Below are 23,858 nucleotides of genomic sequence, written 5' to 3'. Positions count from 1 at the left end.
AATCGCTCACCCTTGTCAGTTTTGTCACATTGCAGGCGTCTTACCGGTAAAGATGCACGCCCCAAAATTGCCTGGGCAGAATAGCTGGTTTGATTTGCAAAATCCAGTTTAATGCGGTTTTGCCAGCTGATCTATTGGCCGATCTATTGGTCAATATCATCACCGTACCGCGCGCCCAATTCGGTAATGATGCTATCCAAAAACTTTGCCGCTGCGACAGGTAGAACGCGGCCTTTAAGCTGGCCAATATGCAAGACACCGGCTGGCACATCGCCAAGATCGACAGGCCTTGCGACAATTTTATCTGATGGTGGGGGGGTGGTGATAAGATCACTTGGCATGGCAATGGGAATCTGGAACGAAATAACTGGCTCCAGCGTGAGGTAGTTCTGCAGAAATTCTTGACTGTTGGACTCAATCACTGTGCCAAGCGCGACATTGCGACGAATCAGACCGACATTGAGCAGCTGCCGAAGCCCAGCATCGGATCGGGGCAATATCGCTGGCTGGCCGATACAGTCGCGAAGCCTTATCACCGATTTTTTGGCGAGCGGGTGATCAGCGGCCATCATGCAATGCAGCTGTTGGCGGGCGGTCGCCATGGTTTGGAAATCGGCGCTTTTGATCGGCTCAAAAATCAGCGCGAGATCAGCCTCAAGCGTGCGTAAAGCTGCCTCGGCGGCGTCGCCTTGCTGGCGAATCAGATCAAATGTAACGGCGGGGTGCTCGCTGCGGTAGCGGGCGACCGCCTCGGGCAGGAAATAACGCATCGTATCCGCCCCACTAGCAATCCGCACATGACCGCGCCGTATCCCTGATAAATCGGCAATTTGTGATTGTACCCGGGCCAGTTCGGCCGTCTGTGTGCGAATATGTTGAACGAACAACTCACCAGCCGTGTTTAGCCTTACCCCCGATGCCAATCGTTCAAATAGCGGTTGACCAATTTCATCTTCAATTTGCAGGATTCGTCGGTTCAATGCAGTCGAGGTGATGGCCAGTTTTTCAGCGGCTTTGCGGATTGATTTTTCCCGCGCAACCGCATCAATAAACCGTAAAGAAGTCATAAAACGCATCGGCATAGACTCGATTTAAATAAGAAAACACTAAGATTACCGCGCAACATTAGTATGGTGGTGCAAAAAACGCATCATAATTATGCAAAACTAGCAGAATTTTTTTCGCAAAGCAGCTGTTACACCCTTGCCAACGGCTCATAACCGCAGGATCGACGGCGCCAGGTTCCCCCCAAAAGACCGTCACGAATTACCGCTTGTTTGATGAAAGCCCCAAGTCGAGGGCGGATCACCAAGCTTTTTAAGGACGGCATTAAAAGTGCCAGACAAACGTCGAGGAAGGACGAGACATGAAATATATCATTGCAATCATCCAGCCGGGAAAGTTGACAGCTGTGCATGATGCGCTGCTTGAAATCGGCATTACCGGCATGACCGTGACCGAGGTTCAAGGCTACGGCCGGCAAAAGGGCAAAAGCGAGATTTATCGCGGCGCAGAATACACCGTTCATTTCTTGCCAAAGGTCAAAATCGAACTGGCCGTTCCAGAAAAAATGGCGGGCAAGACCGTCGAGGCGATCAAGGCCGCTAGCAACAGCGGCAAAATCGGTGACGGCAAAATCTTCACTTTTGATCTTCAGGATGCGGTTCGGATCCGCACCAGCGAAACAGGGCAAAGCGCGCTTTAAAAGCCAAATTTAGGAGTTACCAATGGTTAAATTAATGTTGAAATCTTTACCTCTTGCGGGTGTGGTTGGACTGATCGCTAGCCCGGCTTTGGCGCAAGAGGCACCAGCGCACAGCGTGTTCATCTTGAACTCGCTGCTGTTCCTGATGTCTGGCTTTTTGGTCATGTTCATGGCCTGCGGCTTCTGTATGCTTGAGGCGGGCCTTGTCAGAGCCAAGAATACCTCGATGCAATTGACGAAAAACGTGGCGCTATTCTCACTTGCGGCTATCGGTTATTACCTTATCGGCTATAATTTGATGTACCCGCTTGGGACATGGTCGATTGAGGGTGTTTTGTCCGGTGTCTTACCGGCGGTGGCTGTGCTTGAGGCCGTTGGTGTTGCACCTGATAAGGTTGACGACCTTAGCTATGCTGCAACCGGGTCGGATTTCTTTTTCCAGTTGATGTTCTGTGCGGCAACGGCGTCGATCGTGTCGGGTGTGGTAGCCGAGCGTATTAAGCTATGGCCGTTCCTGTTGTTCACCTTCATCCTGACAGCGGTTATTTACCCATTGCAGGCCAGCTGGAAATGGGGCGGCGGTTTCCTTGACGCCATGGGCTTTCTTGATTTCGCTGGATCGACGGTCGTACACTCGGTTGGCGGCTGGGCAGCGCTTGCCGGTGTGTTAATCCTTGGCCCGCGTATTGGTAAATACAAGGACGGGCGTGTTGTGCCGATGCCGGGCGCAAACCTTCCGCTGGCAACGCTTGGAACATTCATCTTGTGGATGGGATGGTTCGGGTTTAACGGTGGCTCACAATTGGCAATGGGAAGTGTTGGTGATGTTGCCGATATCTCGCGGATCTTTGCGAACACGAATGCGGCTGCTGCTGGCGGCGCGCTTGTGGCCCTTGCCCTTACTCAAATTTTCTATGGCAAGGTTGATCTGACCATGGTGCTGAACGGCGCGCTTGCTGGTCTGGTGTCAATCACTGCCGAGCCGCTCACCCCAACCCTTGGCGCGGCAACTCTAATCGGCGGTGTTGGCGGTGTGCTGGTCGTGTTTGCCGTACCGTTCCTTGACAAGATCAAGATTGACGACGTCGTTGGTGCGATCCCGGTTCACCTTTTTGCCGGTATCTGGGGAACACTTGCGGTGCCGTTGACAAACGGCGATGCCAGCTTTGGCACCCAGATCACCTCAATTGTCATCGTCGGTGCGTTCACCTTTATCGCCTCAGCGATTGTCTGGTTTGCGATTGATAAGATCATGGGCATCCGGGTTAGCGAAGAAGATGAATTGGCGGGTCTCGACAGCGCCGAACTCGGCATGGATGCCTATCCCGAGTTTTCACGCTAAGCACTAAAGCGGCACTGCCGCACTGACCTAAAATAGAAGCCAGCGCCGGTTTGATCGGGGCTGGCTGTTTAGGTTGAAACCCCCTACTTAGGTTAGAGGAAACCCAAGTTTAAGGTGTGGAAAAACATAATATTTCAGCCCTCATTGAACCTTTACAGAAGTTGTTCTTTTCTCCTATTCTAACGGCTCAAGTTCCGCGGGCGGAATGTGCCTGATGTTAGCGGCGCCCATACCGGATTTAACATGGGTGCCTAACTGAGCTGAGAGACGTATGTCGCAAAAATCAAACGCAAGCGGTTCGCACCCACAGCCCCTGTTTGAAGCGGTTGGCATCACCAAGAAATTTGGCGATTTCACCGCCAATGCTGATGTGTCCTTTCGCATCCATCCGGGTGAAATCCATGCGCTTTTGGGTGAAAATGGCGCCGGTAAATCCACTTTTGTGAAAATCGCTTACGGTCTTTTGCAGCCAGACAAGGGTAGATTGTTCTGGAATGGTGAGATTGTGTCAATTCGCGGGCCGCAACAGGCGCGCCAGCTGGGTATCGGCATGGTATTTCAGCATTTTTCTTTGTTTGACGCCCTGACTGTTGCAGAAAATATCCAGCTTGCCATGCCCGCCGGCGAGAGTATCGCGTCATTATCTGCCCGTATTTCAGGCATTTCCAAGGATTACGGGATCGAAGTCGATCCGGCGGCTCGCATCCATAATCTTTCCGTCGGTCAGCAACAGCGTGTGGAAATTATCCGCTGTTTGCTGCAAGATCCGAAATTGCTGATCATGGACGAGCCAACATCAGTGCTGACACCGCAGGAAACTGAGCAGCTGTTTTCGGTGCTGCGGCGGTTTGCCGAAAACGGTTTGGCGGTTCTGTTTATTTCGCACAAGCTGGATGAAATTCGGGCATTGACCAGCCGCGCTACGGTGTTGCGGCGGGGGCAAAATGTTGGGTCAGTGACGACCAAGGGCCGTTCAAACCGCGAGCTTGCCGAGATGATGATCGGCACAAAGGTCAAGGATGTGGCGCGTCAGCGAGCGCCGGCAAATGCTAAAATACTATTTGAGGTCAAAGGGCTAAACCGGGCGAAGGCGAACGCGTTTTCGGTGGCGCTGCGGAATATTTCGATTGCGGCGCACGCTGGCGAGATTTTTGGCATCGCCGGTATCGCCGGTAATGGGCAGGATGAACTGATGGCCGCGCTAACCGGTGAATGGCGGGCGCAACAACGCGGTGTCATTGCGCTTGATGGTATCGACATCAGTATCAGCGGCCCAGCTGAGCGCCGTGTGGCAGGTATGGGATTTATTCCAGAAGAGCGCAACGGTCATGCAGCAGTGCCGTCGATGAGCCTTGCTGATAATGCGCTGCTGACAAATCATTCGCTGGCAGGTGTGGTGCGTGGTGGGGTGCTTGACCTTGCGGGAATGCGCGCCAAGGCCGCCGCAATTGCCGCTGATTTTGATGTTCGTTTGCCCGAACCCAACCCGCTGGCATCATCATTGTCGGGTGGCAACCTGCAGAAATTTGTTGTCGGCCGGGAAATTATCAAGGTGCCGCGCGTGCTGATCGTATCGCAGCCGACATGGGGCGTTGATGTCGGTGCGGCGGTGTTTATCCGCACGGCAATGCAGGAACTCGCCGCAAAGGGATCGGCGGTCGTGATGATTTCGCAGGATCTAGAAGAAATTTTTGCAATTGCGCACCGGATTGCGGTGCTGCATGACGGGGTTTTGTCGCCAGCCGTTTCAGCCACAAAATTAACCGCAGAACGGGTTGGCCTGTTGATGGGTGGTGATTTAGCAGATGCCACGAATATGGCATCGGGAGCAAGCGCATGATCAGCATGACGCCGCGCAAACATATTCCGCTGTCACTAACGCTGTTGACGCCAACGATTGCGGTTGTCCTAACGCTGTTGGCTGGGGCGGGTATCTTTGGCCTGCTCGGGTTTAGCCCGCTTGGCTCGCTCTATACATTTTTCATTGCGCCGATTTCACGCCCTGACCAGATTGGTGATTTGCTTGTTAAGGCGTGTCCTTTGATCATCACGGCGACGGGGTTGGTGTTCTGTTTCCGGGCGAATGTCTGGAATATTGGCGCCGAGGGTCAGCTGGTCTTTGGCGCGATTTTTTCCGGGTGGGTGGCGTTGAGCTTTCCCGATTGGCCGGCGATGACGCTGATGCCGGCGATGATAATGGCAAGCATTATTGGCGGCATTTTCTGGGCGATGATACCAGCCCTGCTGAAGGTGCGGTTCAATACTAATGAAATTCTGGTTTCTTTGATGCTGACTTATGTTGCCGCGTTATTCATTGATTGGCTGGTTCGCGGGCCGTGGCGTGATCCGATGTCATTCGGGTTTCCGCTGACAAAAATGTACAGCGACGCAGCGTTAATCCACCGGATTGACGTACCGTTTGTCGGCATGCTGGGGCAATTGCATTGGGGCGTTGTTGGGGCATTGATTTTGGCGATTTTTGGCGGCTTTGTGTTATCACGCACAATTCTGGGATTTCAGATCAAGGTTATGGGCGATGCGCCCCGTGCTGGCCGGTTTGCTGGCTTTAGCCCACATCTGGTCACCGTTGGCGTTATGGCGATTGCTGGTGCGGCCGCTGGACTTGCCGGTATGGTAGAAGTCTCGGCCAGCATGGGTCAGCTGCAGCCTAACGTGTCATTTGGATATGGGTTCACCGCAATCATCGTCGCGTTTCTGGCGCGGTTAAATCCGGTGGGTGTGATATTCGCTGGTCTGATTGTGGCCTTGGCCGAACTGGGTGGTGATCATGCGCAAATTGCGCTTGGTATGCCCAAAGTCGTAACAGGCGTTTTCAAGGGGATTTTGTTGTTCATGCTGTTGGCTGGTGAAACCTTTAACCGCTATCACATCACGCTGCGGCGCGCGGCACCGGTATCTGGGACACAGGAGCAATAGAATGGAAGCGTTGATCCTGACAGTATTATTAACGTCGGTGCCGTTGATCTTCGCGGCGACTGGCGAATTGGTTGCCGAGCGAAGTGGGGTGTTGAATTTGGGGGTTGAGGGCATGATGCTGATGGGCGCGGTTTCGGCATTTGCAGCGACGGCCATTTTGGGCAATCCCTATCTGGGGGTGTTGGCGGGTGCGGTTGCCGGGGCGATGACAGCGGTGGTATTTTCGCTATTTGCGCTGGGACTGGCGACCAATCAAGTTGCCACCGGGCTTGCACTGACCATTTTTGGAACGGGATTATCAGGGCTTGTTGGTGCGCCGTTTGTTGGCGGCACGATTGAGGGGCTGCCGAACCTCGCAATTCCGCTGCTGGCTGATCTGCCAATTGTCGGGAATCTGCTGTTTAATCATGATTTGATGGCGTATCTATCGATCGGGTTTTTAGGGCTTGTCGGCTGGTTTTTGAGTCGTACCCGCGCTGGCTTGGTGCTGCGGGCGGTTGGTAACAGTCACGATTCGGCTCATGCGCTTGGCTATCCTGTGCTGCTTGTGCGATTTTGTTCAGTGTCTTTTGGCGGTATGATGGCGGGACTTGGCGGGGCCTATCTGCCACTTGTACTAACGCCACATTGGTCTGAAGGCATGACCGCCGGACGCGGCTGGATTGCACTTGCACTTGTGGTCTTTGCATCATGGATTCCTTCGCGTATTCTTGTGGGCGCTTTATTGTTCGGCGGGATTACCATCATGCAGCTAGCCGGTCAGGCACGCGGTTGGGTGGTGCCATCGCAGATGCTGTCGATGTTGCCCTATATCGCAACGATTGTTGTATTGGTTGTGATATCGCGCAATCGTGAATTTGCGCTAAGGCACTCGCCTGCGTGTTTAGGTCGAATTTTTGTTAACAGTAAATAGAAGCTAAATTTTTGCATCCAGTCAGAACACGCAAATTGAGAAAGTGGAGGAAGAAATGAGACTGAGAAAAGGCATCTTGAGACGGGCAATATTGTCCGTTCTGACAATATTTAACCTTGGGTTATTGGGAATAATAAGTTCGATTTCCGCAAACGCTGCAGAGCCACTGAAGGCAGCTTTTGTTTATTTTACAAATCCGGGAGATCATGGGTGGACCTATGCGCATGAAATGGCGCGCCAGGAAGTTCAAAAGCACTTTGGTGATAGGGTTGAAACCAATTATGTAGAAAATGTGGTTGAGGGACCTGACTCCGTACGTGTAATCAGAGAGTTAGCTAGAAAAGGGAATGATATAATCTTTACAACTTCTTTTGGGTATATGGATTACACATTGAAGGTAGCTAAAGAATTTCCAAATGTGAAATTTGAGCATATTTCTGGATACAAGCGTGCTCCCAACATGGCTACAGGGAATGTGAGATATTATGAAGGAAGGTACGTGCAGGGTTTAGTTGCGGGCATGATGACCAAAAGTAAAAAAATTGGTTACATTGCATCTTTTCCTATCCCAGAAGTGATCCAGGGTATTAATGCTTTTGGTATCGGTTTACGTTCCGTGAATCCAGAAGCAGAAGTTTCAGTAATTTGGGTAAACTCTTGGTATGACCCGGTCAAGGAAGCTGACGCTGCAAAAGTTCTTATTGCTGAGGGCGCTGATATTCTAGCGCAACATACAGATAGCCCTGCGATGCTCCAAACAGCTGAAAAGGCGGGTGTTTATGGATTTGGTCAGGCAAGTGACATGAAAAACTTTGCGCCGAAGGCTCAGCTATTTAGCTCAGTCAATAATTGGGCTCCTTACTACAAAACCAAGATTCAGCAAGCACTAGATGGAACATGGAATACTGGTGATGCGCCAGGTTATTGGGCGGGAAATATTTGGAAAGGGATGTCAGACGACTATCTAGTGCTGTCACCGTTTGAAAATATGCCTGCGGATGTTGCTGCCGCTGCGGCCAAGGCTGCGGCTGATATTAAATCAGGTGCAAACAAGATTTTTACCGGCCCGATCAAGGATAACAGCGGCAAGCTGCGTGTGCCTGCTGGCAAAACCTTGGATGATGGAGAGCTGTTCACGACCCTCGATTATTATGTCGACGGAATTGCTGGCAAGATCCCTGGCTAAGTATCTGGCGTTATGGTCAGGCAATTATAAGGCCTGATCTGTTAAACATCACGAAAGAGGGGCACTCGCTTGTGGGGGCCCCTTTTAGTTTGCCTAATCATAATTTGCCTAATCCTATTTTGCTGGCCTTTTGTTGTTATTGGCGCTAGTGCTGATCTCTCGTTTCAGCAGAAAAACCTTTTTAATTCGGGTTAGGCAGGCTAGAAAAAGGCAATCTTTTCACCCGTCCCAGCGCAGAATGTAGTTATGACACAGTCCGACAAGCCCAGTATTTTTGTGACGCGCCGTTGGCCAGCTGATGCCGAAGCTGCGCTGTCTCACTATTTTGCACCGACTTTTAACATGGCTGATACGCCGCTCACCGCCGCTGAAATGGCCGCCGGCTTTGCTAGTCACGACGCCATTGCGCCAACAGTGTCTGACAGGATTGGCGCCGATATCATTACCGCTGGCGCAGCGGGCAAAGGGCGACTGATCGCGAATTTCGGTGTTGGCACAAATCATATTGATCTTGGCGCGGCGGCAGCGGCGGGCATTGCAGTTAGCAATACGCCGGGGGTGCTGACCGATGCCACTGCCGATCTTGCGATGACGTTGATCTTGATGTTGTCGCGCCGTGCAGGCGAGGGTGAGCGCGAATTGCGCGCTGGTGACTGGCATGGATGGCGGCCAACACATCTGATGGGGCGCTCACTTCAGGGGAAAACGCTGGGAATCATCGGGATGGGCCGGATTGGCAAGGCGGTGGCACAGCGTGCGGCTTTGGGCTTTGGCATGGAAATTGTTTTCTATAACCGGTCGCGGGTTGACGATATTTCGGCTTATCCGGCGCGTCAGCTTGATGATGTTGAAAGCGTGTGTCAAATCGCCAATTGCCTGTCGCTGCATTGTGCTGCGAGTGCTGACACTTTCCATATTCTGAATGCTGACCGATTGGCAATGATGAAGCCTGATGCTTATGTGATTAATACGGCGCGCGGCGATGTTGTTGATGAGGCTGCGTTGGCGGCGGCCTTGGCGGCAAACCGGCTTGGTGGGGCGGGTCTTGATGTTTTTCAAGGCGAGCCGGTTATTGATCCGGCATTGCTGGCCGCGCCAAACACCGTTTTATTACCGCATCTTGGATCGGCAACAATTGAAACACGGACGGCGATGGGGCTAAAAGTTGTCGAGAATGCCCGCGCTTTTTTTGCCGGAAACCCCCTCATTGATCCGGTTTAGAGTGGCAAGATAATGCAGGCTGACCTCAAGGGCGAACAGCTGGTTCGCGATAGCTTTACCGCGGCACTTGCGGCCGGACAGCCCGGCCTCATTACGTCATCGGCCTATAACCGGTTGCCCCAGACGCCGACGGCGATCATTGCGCTTGGCAAGGCTGCGGGTGCGATGGCGGCAGCGGTTCGTGACGCGGGTTACCGAGGGGTGGGGCTTGTTATTACCACTGATGAAAACCATCGCCAGATCGCCGGATTTGACTGTTTCGCCAGCGCCCATCCAGTGCCCGACGAACGCGGGCTTGCTGCTGCTACGGCGGTTGAAAAAATGGCTATGGGGCTTGGTGCCAAAGACCATCTGTTGCTGCTGATCAGCGGTGGTGGCTCGGCATTGTTGCCGGCGCCAGCGATCGGTATCAGCCTTCGGCAAAAAATTGCGCTGAATGACGCCTTACTGGCCAGCGGTCTTGATATCCACGCGATGAATGTGGTGCGGCGATTGTTTTCACGCCTGAAGGGCGGACAATTGGCGCGACTGGCGGCACCTGCGGCAATAACCCAGTTTCTGTTATCTGATGTCCCCGGCGATTTGCCGCAATCGATTGCGAGCGGGCCTGCGGTTGCTGATCCGGTGCCGTTTGAAGAGGCGGTGGCGCTGATCCACAAACATCATCTTGACCGGCTGGATTTTGTTGCGCCGCATCTAGATGCCATTAAGGCAGGTAAAATCGCCGGTCCGGTTCGCCCGGGTGATCCGGTGCTGGCAAATGTGAAAACGCATATTCTGGCCAGTAATGCGCAATGCCGTGATGCGGCGGCGGCCTATATCCGGCAGGCTTTATCGCATATAGAGTGTCTTCCGGCGCCAGCTCTTGATGGTGAGGCTAGTCAGATGGCGGTAAAGCTGGCGGGGCAAATCATTGATCATTACCAGCGTGGTGGCGCTCAGCCTTATGTGCTGGTGGCTGGCGGTGAGACAACGGTGACGCTTGATCCGGCAAAGCCGGGCAAGGGTGGCCGTTCGCAGGAATTAGCGGTGGCGTTTGCAGCGGCGATGCAGGCAGCAGGGACAAAGGCACCGCGCACTTGGGTTATTTTGGCGGGTGGTACTGATGGCCGCGATGGGCCAACCGATGCGGCAGGCGGGGTTATTGCGTCATCGCAGGGCTTTGATCCCAACGCGGCGGCGGCGGCGCTAGCATCACATACCAGCTATGAGTATCTGAAGGCGCATGATCAGCTACTGATGGTCGGTGCAACCGGTACCAACCTTGCTGATCTGGTGGTGATTTACGCGCAACCTTAAAGATCCAATACTGACAAACCATTCAAAAAGAGTCCGAAAAGAAAAAGGGCCGGAAAGGCATAAAGCCTGACCGACCCCCGTTTGCGAATAGGGCTGGCAAACCAAACAAACTCCCCCAAGCTGGCTTCGTCTGCCAAAACCCTATATCGCAAAGCTGTAAAGCAACGTGACAAGGATTTGCGCCGCCGCATGTCGCCAATGCGATCCGCATCTTTTTTGTGCCTTTTTGCTGCTATTCTGAGCAAGGAAAAAAATGCAAATTTGAAAATTGTAAATTATTTACATTTTCTATTTACAGGCTATGCTTGGAAGATGATTATTTTGAGGTAATCGCCATAAGAGGCAGTCAAAAAGGGGGGGGCAGCCAATGCAGGAAAAGATCCTTGTCGGGCATAAATTGCGGCGGTTTCGCAAAACCATTGGCTTGTCGCAGACGGCGATGGCGGAAACGCTAGAGATTAGCCCGTCCTATCTGAATCTTTTAGAGCATAATCAGCGCCCCTTAACGGTGGGTCTGTTGCTGCGGCTTGGCAACAGCTTTGACATTGATCTGAAAGATTTTGCCGAGGATGATGCGGCCAGCCTTTCGACTGGAATGTCCGAGATATTCGCCGATCCCCTTTTAGCAGATGAGCAGGTGCCGCGCCGCGAAATTCAAGATATGATTACCGCTGCGCCAGGGGCAGCGCGTGGTCTGATTACATTGTTTCAGGCCTATCGCAAAGTGCGGGACGAACTGGAGGCTACCGCCGGCGATGGTGGCGGTGTGCAGATGAGCAATCCGGTTGAAAAAGTAAGGGCAACGCTGCAACAGGCCAATAATTACTTTCCCGGTTTAGAGGATGCGGCGGATGAATTGCGGCGTGCGGCAAAGATTGAATCTGTCAGTGATTTTGACCTGACCGGCGGTAATACACTTGCCAATCTTGCTGCCCATGTAAAGGAAACATTTGGGCTTCGGGTGCGGATCATGCCGGTTGAGGTCATGCAGAACCAGCTTCGCCGTTATGATCTACATCGCCGCGAGATTCTGATCAGTGAGGCGCTGCGGCGGCCTCAGCGTCAGTTTCATCTGCTGATACAAATGGCACTTCTCGGCCAGCAGGCAGTACTCGACAAGATTTGTCAGGAACAGTCGGTAAATGATCCGCAGTCGCAATCATTGTTGAAAATTACGCTTGCCGGCTATTTTGCCGGTGCGGTGATGATGCCTTATGCGGCATTTCTGGACTCGGCAAAAAGCCTGCGCTATGACCTTGACCTGCTGGGGCGTCGTTTTGGCTGTAGCTTTGAGCAGGTTTGCCATCGCCTCACCACCTTGAATGCACCAAATGCCCGGGGGATACCGTTTTTCTTTATCCGGGTTGATGATGCCGGCAATATTTCAAAACGGCTTGCCGCCGCCGGTATGCAATTTGCCACGCATGGGGGGACCTGTCCGAAATGGACGATGCACAAAGCATTTCGGACACCTGAGAAGATTTTGGCGCAGGCGGCTGAATTGCCGAATGGGCAGAAATATTTCATGCTTGCACGAACGGCGCCGCCGCTATGGTCGCCAACATTGGCGCAATCGCCAGAATTTGCCGTGACACTCGGCTGTGAATTGCATCATGCCCGCGATATGACCTATGCCGACCAGATTGATATTTCGAAATCTGCGCGCCTTGATCAGATCGGCGTTGGCTGTTCAGTTTGTGAGCGGATGGAGTGTACCCAGCGCGCGCACCCGCCCATTGGACATGAATTGCGCTTTGATGGGCCGATGCGCCGGATTGGGCTTTATGATCTCGGTGCAAAGGGGGCGGCACCCAAATAGCGCTGCCGCTTTCGTGCAATTGCCGTTTGAAATATTATTACAAAAACGCTGATTTTTGAGTTTTGTAATAATATTACAGAGCGAAATATGTCACGGCTTTTTGTCATGTGTTGTTTTAAAAATATCCGTGATCTGCTAGCGTGCCTGCTCATAGGTTTGACGCTGGGTCGGTGCGGTTCGGCGGCATAGGCATCCGGTCCAACGCTCAGAATGATGGCGCAAGGCAATGGTGCAAAGATGATGGCGCAAGACGGCGGTGCAAGGCAATGGTGCAAGATAATGAACAGAGTGATCGCAAAGATGACGGTGGTGACCGGCTGACAGCGCTTTATGGCCTGACGCCAAAGGTTGAGACTGCGATTATTAATGCGGTTCAGGCTGGTGCTGTACGGCGGCTTCGAACGCTGGTTGCGCCGCTTCATCCCGCTGATCAGGCTGATCTTTTAGAGCGGATGCCAGCGCGTACCGCAGCGTCACTTGTGCGCTTTCTTGGCGATCATCTTGATGCCGAGACACTGACTTATCTTGATGAAAATACGCGTGAGGCCATTGTCGAGGTGATGGGCGCAAAGGCATTGGCGCGCCAGCTGCATGATCTCTCAACTGATGATGCAATTGATATTATTGAAGAATTAGAAGATGATGCGCTTGCTGATGTATTAGCAGCTTTATCTGCTGAAGATCGTGTTCTTGTTGAAGAGGGGCTATCGTTTCCAGAAGATTCGGCCGGCCGCCTTATGCAGCGTGAAATCATTACCGTGCCGTCATTCTGGACGGTGGGGCAGACGATTGACCATCTTCGAAGTGGCAAATCGGCAACCGATGAATTTTACCTGATCTTTGTGGTTGACCCGGCCCGAAAACCGCTAGGAGAGGTGCCGCTTAGCAAGCTGTTATGTGCGCAACGTCCGCGGCGTGTGTCTGAAATTATGGAAGCTGATTTCCGCTCAATTCCGGTTGATATGGATCAAGAAGAGGTGGCGATTCTTTTTCGGCGCTATGGCATGGTAAGCGCCGGTGTTGTTGATCATGGCGAACGGCTGGTCGGGATGATCACGATTGATGATGTGATTGACGTTATCGATGAGGAGGCCGAAGAAGATTTGATGGCGCTTGCCGGTGTTGGTGAGGCTAGCCTGCGGTCGAGCATTCTTGAAACATTACAAGGCCGAACAACCTGGCTTTTGGTGAATTTGTTGACAGCGATACTGGCGTCAGTGGTGATCGGTGTGTTCGATGCGACGATTGAACAATTGGTGGCATTGGCGGTGCTGATGCCAATTGTGGCGTCGATGGGCGGCAATGCCGGAACACAGACCGTTACGGTTGCGGTGCGCGCGATTGCGCTGCGACAGCTTGATGCTGTTTCGACCCGTAATTTTGTTGTGCGGGAAGGGCTGGTCGCATTATTGAACGGCTTGTTGTTTGCGGTGCTGGCGGCGGTGGTTTCATTTGTCTGGTTTGGTGATCCGGAAATCGCTGCAGTGATGGCGGTTGCGATGCTGGCGAATTTGTTGATTGCCGGCCTCAGCGGTACTTTGGTGCCGTTGGGATTGCTGCGTATTGGCGTCGATCCGGCGGTGGCGTCCAGCGTTTTTGTAACGACCATCACTGATGTTGTTGGTTTTTTTGTGTTTCTTGGGCTTGCCGCGCTTTATCTGATGTAGGCTGATCAATGGTGCGTGACCTCGTGGCTGACAAAAGTTTTTTCGCGGGTGTGGGTTCCAAATTCTGGTGTTTTGATGACAGTTCATCTGAAAAAATTATCGGTCGGTTCGACATCGCTTGATAGCTTGCGCGAATGGCAGGCATTGCGGCTTGCCCATGAAGGCAAGATAGTTCATGTGACCCGAAATAAACCGCGCCGGGCCGAAGAATTACTGGATGGTGGCTCGATCTATTGGATTATCAAAAGGGTGATGGTGGCGCGCCAGCAAATTATTGATCTTGCCGAGGCACAGCGCCTTGATGGCACACCGGCCTGCGGCATTGTGCTGGCACCTGAGATTATTCCGGTTGCGCCAACCAAAATGCGTATTTTTCAGGGCTGGCGTTATCTTGAAGTGGCTGATGCACCGCCCGATATAGAGGCTGGCGGCGAGGCCGATATGCCGAGTGAACTGGTCGCAGAATTGCGCGATCTTGGGATTTTCTAGCCTGCCGGCATCATTTATCATCCGGAACAATCACCCTGATTATCGATTGTGCGCGGCGCCTTACCCCGTTATTGACCCCGCTATTGCGCGCGTCGCCAGTCCCAAGGTGCGGTAAAACGGCCTGCCCATATGCCTGATTTTGTGGTTTTGGCAATGGTTTCATCGACGATATAGGCGGATGAGTATTTACGATAGGCAAGCGCCAGCCCAGCACGTACAAGCGCGGCAGCAACGTCAGTCTCGCCAGCCAAACACCGCATCACAAGACGGCCATAGCGATCAACATCAATCAGGTGACAAGTGAGGTTTGGTGCGAAGGCGACAAGGTCTGCTAGTTTTTTCTGAGCCGCAATGCCGCAATCCCAGCTCATACCCGCCGCATCAGTGCATTGCTGTTTTTTTTCAGGCGCATCAATCCCAAAAAGGCGGATCCGCAGATTGCCGCTGCGAAGCGAGTCACCATCGTTAATCTTGGTAATCGTTACGGTTCCTGAAATTGAGTATTTCTTGTCTGTTATCACGTCTTTGGCATAAGCAACAGGCGCCTTGCCGGTGCCAAGCCCAATGCCCCAACCAATGTTGAGACAGGTAAACACCATAATAAAATGACAGAATTTTAGAATTTTCTTCATTAGCGATAGTAATATTTTTTAGTCTGAAGATAAAGGCCAGCCAACGCCAATCGCTATTGAATAATGTGCCAATATTGGCCTGACTTTATGCGCTCGCCATATCATTCAGCTTGGGATATTTGGCGCTGGCTTGGCTAGATATCTTAATGGATTGCCCAAAAGGCTTATCAAACGGCTCACCAAACGGCTCATATCAAAAGGATTTGGGTGGCATCAATGCCTGTCCAGTTGCGGCTCGGGGCGTGGCTAATTTACATAAGGGTTATTCTTGAAGGGGTCGTTCTCCTCGGCCTCATCAGTTTGATCCATGACCCATTCCACCTCGGGGCTTAGGTTCACCGCAACGCCTGACGATGCATCAGGGATCGCAACAAACGTGCCCTGAGCCTCGGCTGGAACGGCGCTGCGCACATTCATCCGATAGATAACAAACCCGGCAAGTATCAGCAAAAACAACGCCATCGTTGGCATAAAGCCTCTAATGCCGATCACCTCAATCACCGTTGCGGCCAAGGGCGACCCCAAAACCGCACCAGCGCCGTTGACCATCAGCAGGCCGGATGACATGGCAACCATCTGGCTGGGCGTAAGATAGTCATTCGCATGGGCGATAAACAGCGAATAAAGCGAGAAGAGAAGGCCGCCAAAAATCATCATCATGAGAAGTATAATGGCGAATTGATCAGCACCAAAAAGTCCGGCAGCAGCAACTGCGACAGCGGCAATCAATGTTGCACCAAGAATAACGGCACGGCGGTCAAACCGATCAGAGAGGTGCCCGACCGGATATTGAAGTAACAATGTGCCAAGCGTAACCGCGGTCATAAAATAGCCTACTTGGCTGTCATTTAGCCCGATAGCGCGCCCATAGACCGCGCCCATCCCAAATATCATTGAGGTGATGATCCCAACAAAAACCATACCCACAACGGCCAGAGGTGATACCTGCACCAGACGGCGAAAACTGATCCGTTCGGGCGCTTCAAAGCTAGGTGCAGCGCTCGCAGTGATTAAGATCGGAACAACGGCAATTGAAACCATAACCGAGGCGAGCAAAAATAGGCCCGGCGCGCCAGACTCGCCAAGTGAAATCATCATTTGCCCAGTAGCCATGCCCGCCATGTTGGTAATCATATAGAGCGATAAAAGCTGGCCACGGGTCTCGTTTGTGGCTTTTTCATTGAGCCAGCTTTCACAGACAATATACATCCCCGCAAAACTGAACCCGCTGGCAAACCGCATACCCGTCCAGACAAAGGGGTCGAGAAATATCACATGCACCAAAACTGCCGCAGATGCGATGGCAGACATTGCGCCGAAAACGCGGACGTGACCAACACGCGACAAGATATGCGGCACAGTAATCGAGCCAGCAAAAATACCGGCAAAATAGCCCGACATGACAATACCGGTGGCAATCGTACTAAAGCCGGCATCAGGCGCGCGCGTTCCCAGCAGAACTACCTGCAAACCATTGCCCGCAGAAATGAGCAACAGACCAAAGAACAAAGTCCATGTTGATGTAATAGCCCTTAGCATGAGGCGTGCCTTTCAAACGCTGCATGATGACGCTTCACTGTTGGTGAACACTGAGCGAGTTCCTGCATTAAGTCGCAGGATACAGCGTCATTCAACGCGCTAACTGCATGGAGATTTCAGTAATCTGATCAGCATATTTAATCTGTTCCAAAAACGTTCCATAGCGGTCGTTTTGACAACATTGTGACAGGCCTTAGCTTGAAATGGTTTTGCTGTCTGATGCATAGGCCGTTAAATGCGCCAGAACCTTGCCAAGCGCGGCTTCTAGTATCAGGCTCAGCTGCTGCTCATCCGCAAAATCCATCCGCGTAAGCATAAACTCTCGTAATGGCAGGGGCAGCCGGTCAGGCACCGATGCGGCATTGCCGAATGTGAGCCGCAAACAATGATGGATTTCGTTAAACAGACCAAGCGCATCCGCCAAATCCTCACTCAAATTGACATTGATTTTCTGCAAGTCGTGAAGCCGTTCCAAAATTTCATCCGGCGATTGGCCAGTGCCCTCAAACAGGTCACCATATTGCAGCCGAAGCGCTTGGACGAATAAATCAAGATCGACCAGCCCGCCATCGCGCGCGCGCAAATGCCATTTTGATTTGGCTTTCCGGACTTTGCGAACCCGCCCTAGCATCTGTTCAACCGCGTGGGCAGTCGTGTTATGGGCGTGATGCTGATTGACGATTTCTGCAATTGCAAGCTTGGTTTTTTCGATTAAAACACTGTCGCCGGCAATTGGCCGCGCCTTGGCAAGCGCCATTTTTTCCCACAGCCAGGCATCACGTTTGAAATAGGTCTGTAAACGATCCAGCGACGTGGCAATGCCGCCAGCCTCACCTTCGGGGCGTAGGCGTAAATCAACCGGATAGAGAACACCCTCGGCGGTGGCGGTGCTAAGCCAGCTAATCATGGTTTGCGCCATCCGGGTAAAATAGGTTTGCGCATTTATCTGGCGTTCGCCATTTGACAATGCGTTATCGGGGGCGTCATAGATGATCAGCAGATCAAGATCAGAGCTGACCGTCATTTGGCGGGTGCCAAGCCGCCCCAGCCCGAGGATCGTTATCGCACCGTCAATGTTGCCATGGCGGCGCTGCATATCCGCCTGGACGAGGTCAAGGATAAGCCTGATGGTCGCGGTTGCAATGGCGCTAAGACCATCCGCAAGTACTGGACTGTCAATCGTCTGGCTAAGAGCCTGAACCTCAATTTGAAATTTCCATTCGCGTGCCCGTATCTTGATTTGGTCAAGCGCGGTTTCTACCGGCTGGCCGGCGATATTTTGACGCAATTGCGCCGTCATCGCGTCGGCATCGGGTAATGGTTGGAAAAAAGCCTGATAGAGCAGCAGGTCAAACAAGGTCGGATATTGCCGCAAATGATTGCCGAGCTGTGGTGATAGCACCAGAATATCACACAAAAGACGGGTTAGATGCCGGTTATAATCAAGCAGCGAGAAAATCTGCACGCTGGCGGGCAGCCCCTCGATGAATTGTGCCAGTGCGGCGAATTTTTCGTCAGGGGCATCGGCGGCGGTAAGAGACACCAGAATATCGGGCATTAGCCGGTTTAATAACGCCCGCGCGCGCTCGCCCCGCGTTGCGGAAATCCGCCCCGCCATCCAGCCCGACAAAGTGTCGGCAATGATGTTTGGTCGCTCAAACCCATGCCCGCCAAGCCATCCCACAAGCGCATCATAATCATCGAGCAGGATATCCTTTGCATCATCACTGCCGCTATGGCCGCCGGGCGCGGGGTTAAGCAGGTCATGCTGTGCATTTATTCCAACCTGATCGAGCAATGCGCCAAGAGTGGCGCAAAAGCTGTTAGCATCCTCATGCCCCATGAAATGGGCGAATTTCTGCAAATCTTCGCTGCCGCGCGGCAGGCTATGGGTCTGATTATCGCCAATCATTTGCAACCGGTGTTCGATCCGGCGCAGCTGGTGATAGGCCGTGCCAAGGCTGGTGGCCTGATCCGCGGTGATCCAGTCGGCTGCGGCCAGCGCACCAAGGGCACCAAGGCTGTTGCGGTGGCGGAGATTTTTATCACGCCCGCCGGTTACCAGCTGCAACACATGGGTAAAAAACTCAATCTGACGAATGCCATTTTTGCCAGTTTTCAGATTATACCCAAGCCAGCCATTGCCCTGTGGTGGGCGGCGAAGCATGGTTTTCATATCTTCCATGACCGTGTAATCAAGCGTCTTGCGCCAGATAAAGGGCTGAATTTGATCAAGAAAAATGGCACCAAGCGCAAGATCACCGGCGATTGGTCGTGCGCGAATAAAGGCGGCACGCTCCCATGTGCGAGCGATTGATTCATAATAGCCAATTGCCGCTGCCAGATCGATGCTAACGGCGGTTGCGCCCGGATCAGGTCGTAGCCGTAAATCGACCCGCCAGCCGATACCATCGCGGGTTGCAGTACCCAAAAGCCGGATTAAATCTCGCGTCATAGATACAAAAAACGGCTGTGCATCATGGCTGCGCTCAAAGGGGGCATGGCTGGTATCATGCAGCATGATCAGGTCGATATCTGAGGAAAAATTCAGCTCGCCAGCGCCCAATTTACCCAGCGCAAGAACTGTCCAGCCGCACCCGCTCAATCCGGCTTCAAATGGCTGTATTTTGCCGCGTTTACTGGCGTTCAGGAACAGGTATTGAATGGTTTGTGCCAAAACTGTCTGTGCTGCATCGCTTAGCCATTTCATCTGTTGCGACATATCAGCAAGGCCGGCAATATCACTAATTGCGATGGCTAGAGCGCTGCGCTCACGCCAGATGCGGATCGCCTGCATCGCTGCCGCTTCGTCATTGGCCGACTGCATGGCAGCAATAAAGCTGGCTTTTGCGATGGCGATTTGTTTGTCTGCATCACCCCCAAGCGCGGCATTGACATCATCGCCATGACGAAGCGCTAGTCGCTGAAGATAGGGGCTGGCCACCAGCATCGTCGCCAAATCATAAAGGCTATAGCCGCTTTGCATAATTTTGTGATCTGGCCATTTTTTTGCAAAATTAGAGGCAAAATCATCGCGCACGGCTTTAGTGGCGGGTTCGGCCCGCGGCAAGTTCGGGCAAATCTGATCGAAATAATGTGGTTTATCCATTCGGGTTATTCTATCTGAATTCACCGGCGCTGCTAGTCTAAATACATCTATTGCCAGCCCATATTTCCACCTTTTATCGTCCATATTCATCATGTCTTTTTGCGTTCATTTAAAGTGATTTCAGCCGGCATATCTGGCCGCGTGATGAATTGGCAGTTGTAAAATCGGACAAGTTTGGCGATAAGCAGACATGGCTGATCAATCAGGAAATGGCAAAGCGGGCAAAAAAGGCCCCTCAGGGCGCAGCTATCGCAATGCGACAGGCCTAACGCGCCAGCCTAAAAAGATGCGCGGGCGCAAAGTATCGTCGCAGCGTTGGTTGACCCGCCAGCTGAATGACCCCTTTGTTGCCGAAGCAAAATCGCGGGGGTTCCGTTCGCGCGCGGCGTTAAAACTTGAACAGATGGATGATCGCTATCAATTGCTAAAGCCCGGCATGGCGATTGTCGATCTTGGTTGCGCGCCCGGCGGCTGGTTGCAGGTGGCATCAATCCGTACCAAACTTGGCACCGGATCGGCGCGGCTTGTTGGCATTGATCTTTTGGAAACTGAAGGGGTTGTTGGCGCCGATATCTTTACCGGCGACATGACTGACCCTGAAATGCTGGAGACGGTGCGTCAGGCGACGGGCGGCGCTGCGGATGGGGTGCTAAGCGATATGGCTGCCGATACTACCGGCCATCGCGCCACCGATCACCTGCGGACCACTGCGCTGTTAGAGGCGGCGCTGGATTTCGCGCTAGACGTGCTGAATGCCGATGGCTTTTTTCTCGCCAAATGTTTTCGTGGCGGTACCGAGAAATCAGTACTCGATGTGATGCAGCGCAATTTCAAAACGGTTCGCCATGTAAAGCCTGCGGCGAGCCGTTCGGAATCGGTCGAAAGCTATGTGCTTGCAAATGGCTTTCATGGCGAGGGCAGGGCGCAGGATATCGAGGCTGATATTGCCGCCGGTCGGCGCAATTTGGATGGCACATTAATCATCTAGTGATGTGCGGTTTTGCACTATCAATATGCAGCCGCTTTCAGTATAGTCCGGTGCCACCGGAGTAACGGAAGGCACCCAATGAAAATACGCGACGCTTTTACCTTTGACGATGTTCTTTTAGAGCCAGCGCGCTCGGCTGTACTGCCGGCTCACACTGACGTAAGCACCCGTCTGACCCAGAAAATTAGCCTTAATGTACCGCTGATGTCGGCCGCGATGGACACGGTGACTGAACACCGGCTGGCCATTGCCATGGCACAGGCAGGTGGTATCGGCGTTGTGCATAAGAATTTTACCATTGAAGAACAGGCGCTTGAAATTGCCAAGGTCAAGAAGTTTGAAGCCGGAATGGTGGTCAACCCGCTGACAATCGCGCCGCATCAGCCGCTTCGTGAAGCGCTTGAAATGATGGAGCAGAACCGCATTAGCGGCATTCCCGTTGTTGAAAATAATCATCGCCTCGTTGGCATTCTGACAAACCGTGATGTTCGGTTTGCAACAGATCCGGGGCAAAGTGTTGCCGATCTGATGACCCGTGATGTTGTTACAGTTCGCGATGGCACGGCGCCCGACGAGGCGCGGCGGTTGTTGCATGAACACCGAATTGAAAAGCTGGTTGTGGTCGATGACGCTGGTGCCTGTATCGGGCTGATCACGGTCAAGGATATGGAAAAGGCGCAAAATCACCCGCTGGCGTCAAAGGATGATCGGGGGCGGCTGCTGGTGGCGGCGGCAACGGGCGCGGGGCCAGATGGGTTGCGCCGGGCCGAGGCGTTGATTGAGGCCGGGGTTGATGTGATTGTCGTTGATACGGCGCATGGTCATTCCGAAGGTGTTCTGGACTCGGTAACGGCCGTGCGCAAACTTGCCAATCATGTGCAGATTATTGGCGGTAATGTCGCGACTGGCGATGGCGCAAAGGCATTGATTGATGCAGGGGCTGATGCGGTAAAGGTCGGGATTGGGCCCGGGTCAATCTGCACCACCCGGATGGTGGCTGGTGTTGGTGTGCCGCAATTAACCGCAATTATGGATGCGGCAGAAATTTGCCACAAGCAAGATATTCCGGTGATCGCTGATGGTGGCATCAAATATTCGGGCGACCTTGCCAAGGCGATTGCCGCTGGTGGTGATGTCGCGATGATTGGCTCATTGCTGGCTGGAACCGACGAGACGCCGGGTGAGGTTTATCTTTATCAGGGACGCTCATACAAGGCCTATCGCGGCATGGGGTCGACCGGAGCAATGGCGCGTGGTTCGGCCGACCGTTATTTTCAGGCGGAAATTTCCCAGCCGCTAAAGCTTGTTCCTGAAGGCATCGAAGGTCAGGTTCCCTATAAAGGGCCGGTTGAAAATGTTTTGCATCAACTGCTTGGCGGTTTACGCGCATCGATGGGTTACACCGGCAATGAATCAATCGAAAAACTGCAGAAAAACGCCAAGTTCCTGAGGATTACCGGAGCCGGATTGGCAGAATCGCACGTCCATGATGTCACAATCACTCGTGAGGCGCCGAATTATCGCCCGGGAATGTAAATGCAAACCGGCCTAGCCTTGTGCGGTGAGCCGGTTTTTTTGTTATCTTGTTTTCGGCCTGCAATGGGCCAGATGTGGAAAATTTCACCATGACGCCAGCCGCTAGAATCGCTGCCGTGATCGAGATTCTTGCCGATATAAAGGCGGCAAGTGATGCTGAAACTCACCGCGGCAAGCAGGCTGGACAATGGCTTCGCGCCGGATTGCAGCGGCGTCGTTATGCCGGGTCAGGCGACCGTGCGGCGATCGGTGATTTATTCTGGAAAATTCAGCGTGGACAGGCGCGGCTAATGTGGCATTTGTCGGCGCTTGATGCGCCGATAACGCCGCGCAATATGACCGTTGCAGCCTTGGTGCTTATGGAGCGCCAGACAGCTCAATTGCCGCAAATATTCTCGGCTGAAATAGCCCATGCCCCGGCACCTCTTGATGCGGATGAAGGTAATCTTATCGCGCTGTTGGATGCTCGTGAATTTAGTGATCCTGCAATGCCTCAGCATATCGCGCTTGAATGGCCGGAATGGTTGATGGCGGATGCCAATGCGGGGCTTGGTGATGCGACGCCGCGTGAATTGGCGGCGCTGATGGGCGAGGCGCCGACCGATGTGCGGATAAATATTTTGAAACAGCCGGATCGTCGGCGGCTTCGGGATCAGCTGGCTGGCCGCGGTATCAAAGGTCACCCAACGCGGTTATCGCCGCTTGGTGTTCGGCTGGAAAAGCGCGCGCGGCTGGATGATTTGCAGGAATGGAAAGCTGGCCTGTTTGATATTCAGGACGAAGGCTCACAGGTTGCCGCGCTGTTGTGTGATGCGCGGCCGGGGATGCAGGTTGCCGATATTTGCGCAGGGGCCGGCGGTAAATCACTGGTGATGGCGGCCAAAATGGAAAATAAGGGCCGCATTCTGGCGATTGATCCAAGTGCGGAACGGCTGGAAAAAAGTGGTGAGCGATTGCGCCGTGCGGGCATCCATAATGTCGAGCGCAAGCTGGTTGCCGAAAAATGGTCAAACCGGTCGTGGCGCGGCAAATTTGATCGGGTGGTGATTGATGCGCCCTGCTCAGGCTCGGGGACATGGCGCCGGCAGGTCGATGCGCGCTGGCAATTAACCCCTGAACGCCTGCTGGATATACAGCAAACGCAGGCAATTTTGCTGGAAAAGGCGCGGGCGATGGTGGTGCCGGGGGGGCGCATTATCTATATCACCTGTTCGGTTCTGGCCAGTGAAGGGCCTGACCTGATCACGCGGTTTTTAACTGATGCGCCGGAAATTGAGCTGGCCGATATCACCGATATCTGGGCTGATACAATTGGCAAGGCTGGTGGTGGGGATTGTCCGCCGACCGATAATGGAATGTTGCAGCTACTGCCCTGGCGGGACGGTACTGATGGGTTTTTCATCGCTGTTCTTCAGGCAAGATTACGCTAAAGTCAGCAGAATTAGATACCGAACGCGGCTGGATGATGCAGCCAAA

18 protein-coding genes are annotated in these 23,858 nt (G+C 53.0%); 14 read left to right on the top strand and 4 right to left on the bottom strand.

What is annotated here, in order from left to right; all coding sequences use genetic code 11:
• Positions 1–143: 143 nt before the first annotated feature.
• Positions 144–1,067 (bottom strand): LysR family transcriptional regulator, encoded by a 924-nt coding sequence (locus AB8881_02610; GenBank protein XDZ63792.1) that lies wholly within the window; start codon positions 1,065–1,067, stop codon positions 144–146.
• A gap of 299 nt (positions 1,068–1,366) precedes the next feature.
• Between AB8881_02610 and AB8881_02605 the strand changes: the two genes are divergently transcribed.
• From AB8881_02605 to AB8881_02555, 11 genes are all read left to right on the top strand, one after another.
• Complete coding sequence (locus AB8881_02605; protein XDZ63791.1) at positions 1,367–1,705, top strand: P-II family nitrogen regulator; 339 nt, start codon at positions 1,367–1,369, stop codon at positions 1,703–1,705.
• Positions 1,706–1,727: 22 nt separating this feature from the next.
• On the top strand, positions 1,728–3,047 hold the full coding sequence (locus AB8881_02600; GenBank protein XDZ63790.1) for an ammonium transporter: 1,320 nt from the start codon (positions 1,728–1,730) through the stop codon (positions 3,045–3,047).
• Positions 3,048–3,318: 271 nt separating this feature from the next.
• The gene (locus AB8881_02595) at positions 3,319–4,887 is read left to right on the top strand and encodes an ABC transporter ATP-binding protein (GenBank protein ID XDZ63789.1); all 1,569 of its coding nucleotides are present in this window, start codon (positions 3,319–3,321) and stop codon (positions 4,885–4,887) included.
• Complete coding sequence (locus AB8881_02590; GenBank protein ID XDZ63788.1) at positions 4,884–5,984, top strand: ABC transporter permease; 1,101 nt, start codon at positions 4,884–4,886, stop codon at positions 5,982–5,984. The genes AB8881_02595 and AB8881_02590 overlap by 4 nt, the downstream gene beginning before the upstream one ends.
• 1 nt (position 5,985) lies before the next feature.
• Positions 5,986–6,897, top strand: coding sequence for an ABC transporter permease (locus AB8881_02585; protein XDZ63787.1), 912 nt, complete (start codon positions 5,986–5,988; stop codon positions 6,895–6,897).
• Between the two features lie 55 nt (positions 6,898–6,952).
• Positions 6,953–8,083 (top strand): BMP family ABC transporter substrate-binding protein, encoded by a 1,131-nt coding sequence (locus tag AB8881_02580; protein ID XDZ63786.1) that lies wholly within the window; start codon positions 6,953–6,955, stop codon positions 8,081–8,083.
• A 246-nt stretch (positions 8,084–8,329) separates the two neighbouring features.
• Positions 8,330–9,304, top strand: coding sequence for a 2-hydroxyacid dehydrogenase (locus tag AB8881_02575; protein ID XDZ63785.1), 975 nt, complete (start codon positions 8,330–8,332; stop codon positions 9,302–9,304).
• A gap of 12 nt (positions 9,305–9,316) precedes the next feature.
• Positions 9,317–10,603, top strand: coding sequence for a glycerate kinase (locus AB8881_02570; protein ID XDZ63784.1), 1,287 nt, complete (start codon positions 9,317–9,319; stop codon positions 10,601–10,603).
• A gap of 367 nt (positions 10,604–10,970) precedes the next feature.
• Complete coding sequence (locus AB8881_02565; protein XDZ63783.1) at positions 10,971–12,422, top strand: short-chain fatty acyl-CoA regulator family protein; 1,452 nt, start codon at positions 10,971–10,973, stop codon at positions 12,420–12,422.
• Between the two features lie 266 nt (positions 12,423–12,688).
• The gene (gene mgtE, locus AB8881_02560; GenBank protein ID XDZ63782.1) at positions 12,689–14,089 is read left to right on the top strand and encodes a magnesium transporter; all 1,401 of its coding nucleotides are present in this window, start codon (positions 12,689–12,691) and stop codon (positions 14,087–14,089) included.
• Positions 14,090–14,164: 75 nt separating this feature from the next.
• A complete protein-coding gene (locus AB8881_02555; protein XDZ63781.1) occupies positions 14,165–14,578 on the top strand; it encodes a DUF1489 family protein in 414 nt (137 codons plus the stop codon).
• 80 nt (positions 14,579–14,658) lie between these two features.
• On the opposite strand, the gene AB8881_02550 is transcribed toward AB8881_02555, so the two are convergent.
• From AB8881_02550 to AB8881_02540, 3 genes are all read right to left on the bottom strand, one after another.
• Positions 14,659–15,210 (bottom strand): thermonuclease family protein, encoded by a 552-nt coding sequence (locus AB8881_02550; GenBank protein ID XDZ63780.1) that lies wholly within the window; start codon positions 15,208–15,210, stop codon positions 14,659–14,661.
• 246 nt (positions 15,211–15,456) lie between these two features.
• Positions 15,457–16,749 carry an MFS transporter gene (locus AB8881_02545; GenBank protein XDZ63779.1) on the bottom strand — a complete coding sequence of 431 codons (1,293 nt, stop codon included), beginning with the start codon at positions 16,747–16,749 and terminating at the stop codon, positions 15,457–15,459.
• 193 nt (positions 16,750–16,942) lie between these two features.
• The gene (locus AB8881_02540; protein ID XDZ63778.1) at positions 16,943–19,858 is read right to left on the bottom strand and encodes a bifunctional [glutamine synthetase] adenylyltransferase/[glutamine synthetase]-adenylyl-L-tyrosine phosphorylase; all 2,916 of its coding nucleotides are present in this window, start codon (positions 19,856–19,858) and stop codon (positions 16,943–16,945) included.
• A gap of 190 nt (positions 19,859–20,048) precedes the next feature.
• Here AB8881_02540 and AB8881_02535 point away from each other — a divergent pair, with 190 nt between their 5' ends.
• The 3 genes from AB8881_02535 (at position 20,049) to AB8881_02525 (ending at position 23,812) form a co-directional block, all read left to right on the top strand.
• Positions 20,049–20,846, top strand: a complete 798-nt coding sequence (locus tag AB8881_02535) for an RlmE family RNA methyltransferase (protein ID XDZ63777.1) — start codon at positions 20,049–20,051, stop codon at positions 20,844–20,846.
• Between the two features lie 78 nt (positions 20,847–20,924).
• The gene (guaB, locus tag AB8881_02530) at positions 20,925–22,382 is read left to right on the top strand and encodes an IMP dehydrogenase (GenBank protein XDZ63776.1); all 1,458 of its coding nucleotides are present in this window, start codon (positions 20,925–20,927) and stop codon (positions 22,380–22,382) included.
• A 74-nt stretch (positions 22,383–22,456) separates the two neighbouring features.
• Positions 22,457–23,812 (top strand): RsmB/NOP family class I SAM-dependent RNA methyltransferase, encoded by a 1,356-nt coding sequence (locus AB8881_02525; GenBank protein ID XDZ63775.1) that lies wholly within the window; start codon positions 22,457–22,459, stop codon positions 23,810–23,812.
• Positions 23,813–23,858: the final 46 nt, after the last annotated feature.

The organism is Alphaproteobacteria bacterium LSUCC0396 (assembly GCA_041228345.1).
GTDB lineage: Bacteria > Pseudomonadota > Alphaproteobacteria > Puniceispirillales > Puniceispirillaceae > UBA3439.
The sequence above is the reverse complement of the archived record's forward strand: the minus strand, read 5'-3'. Positions and strand labels throughout refer to the sequence as shown.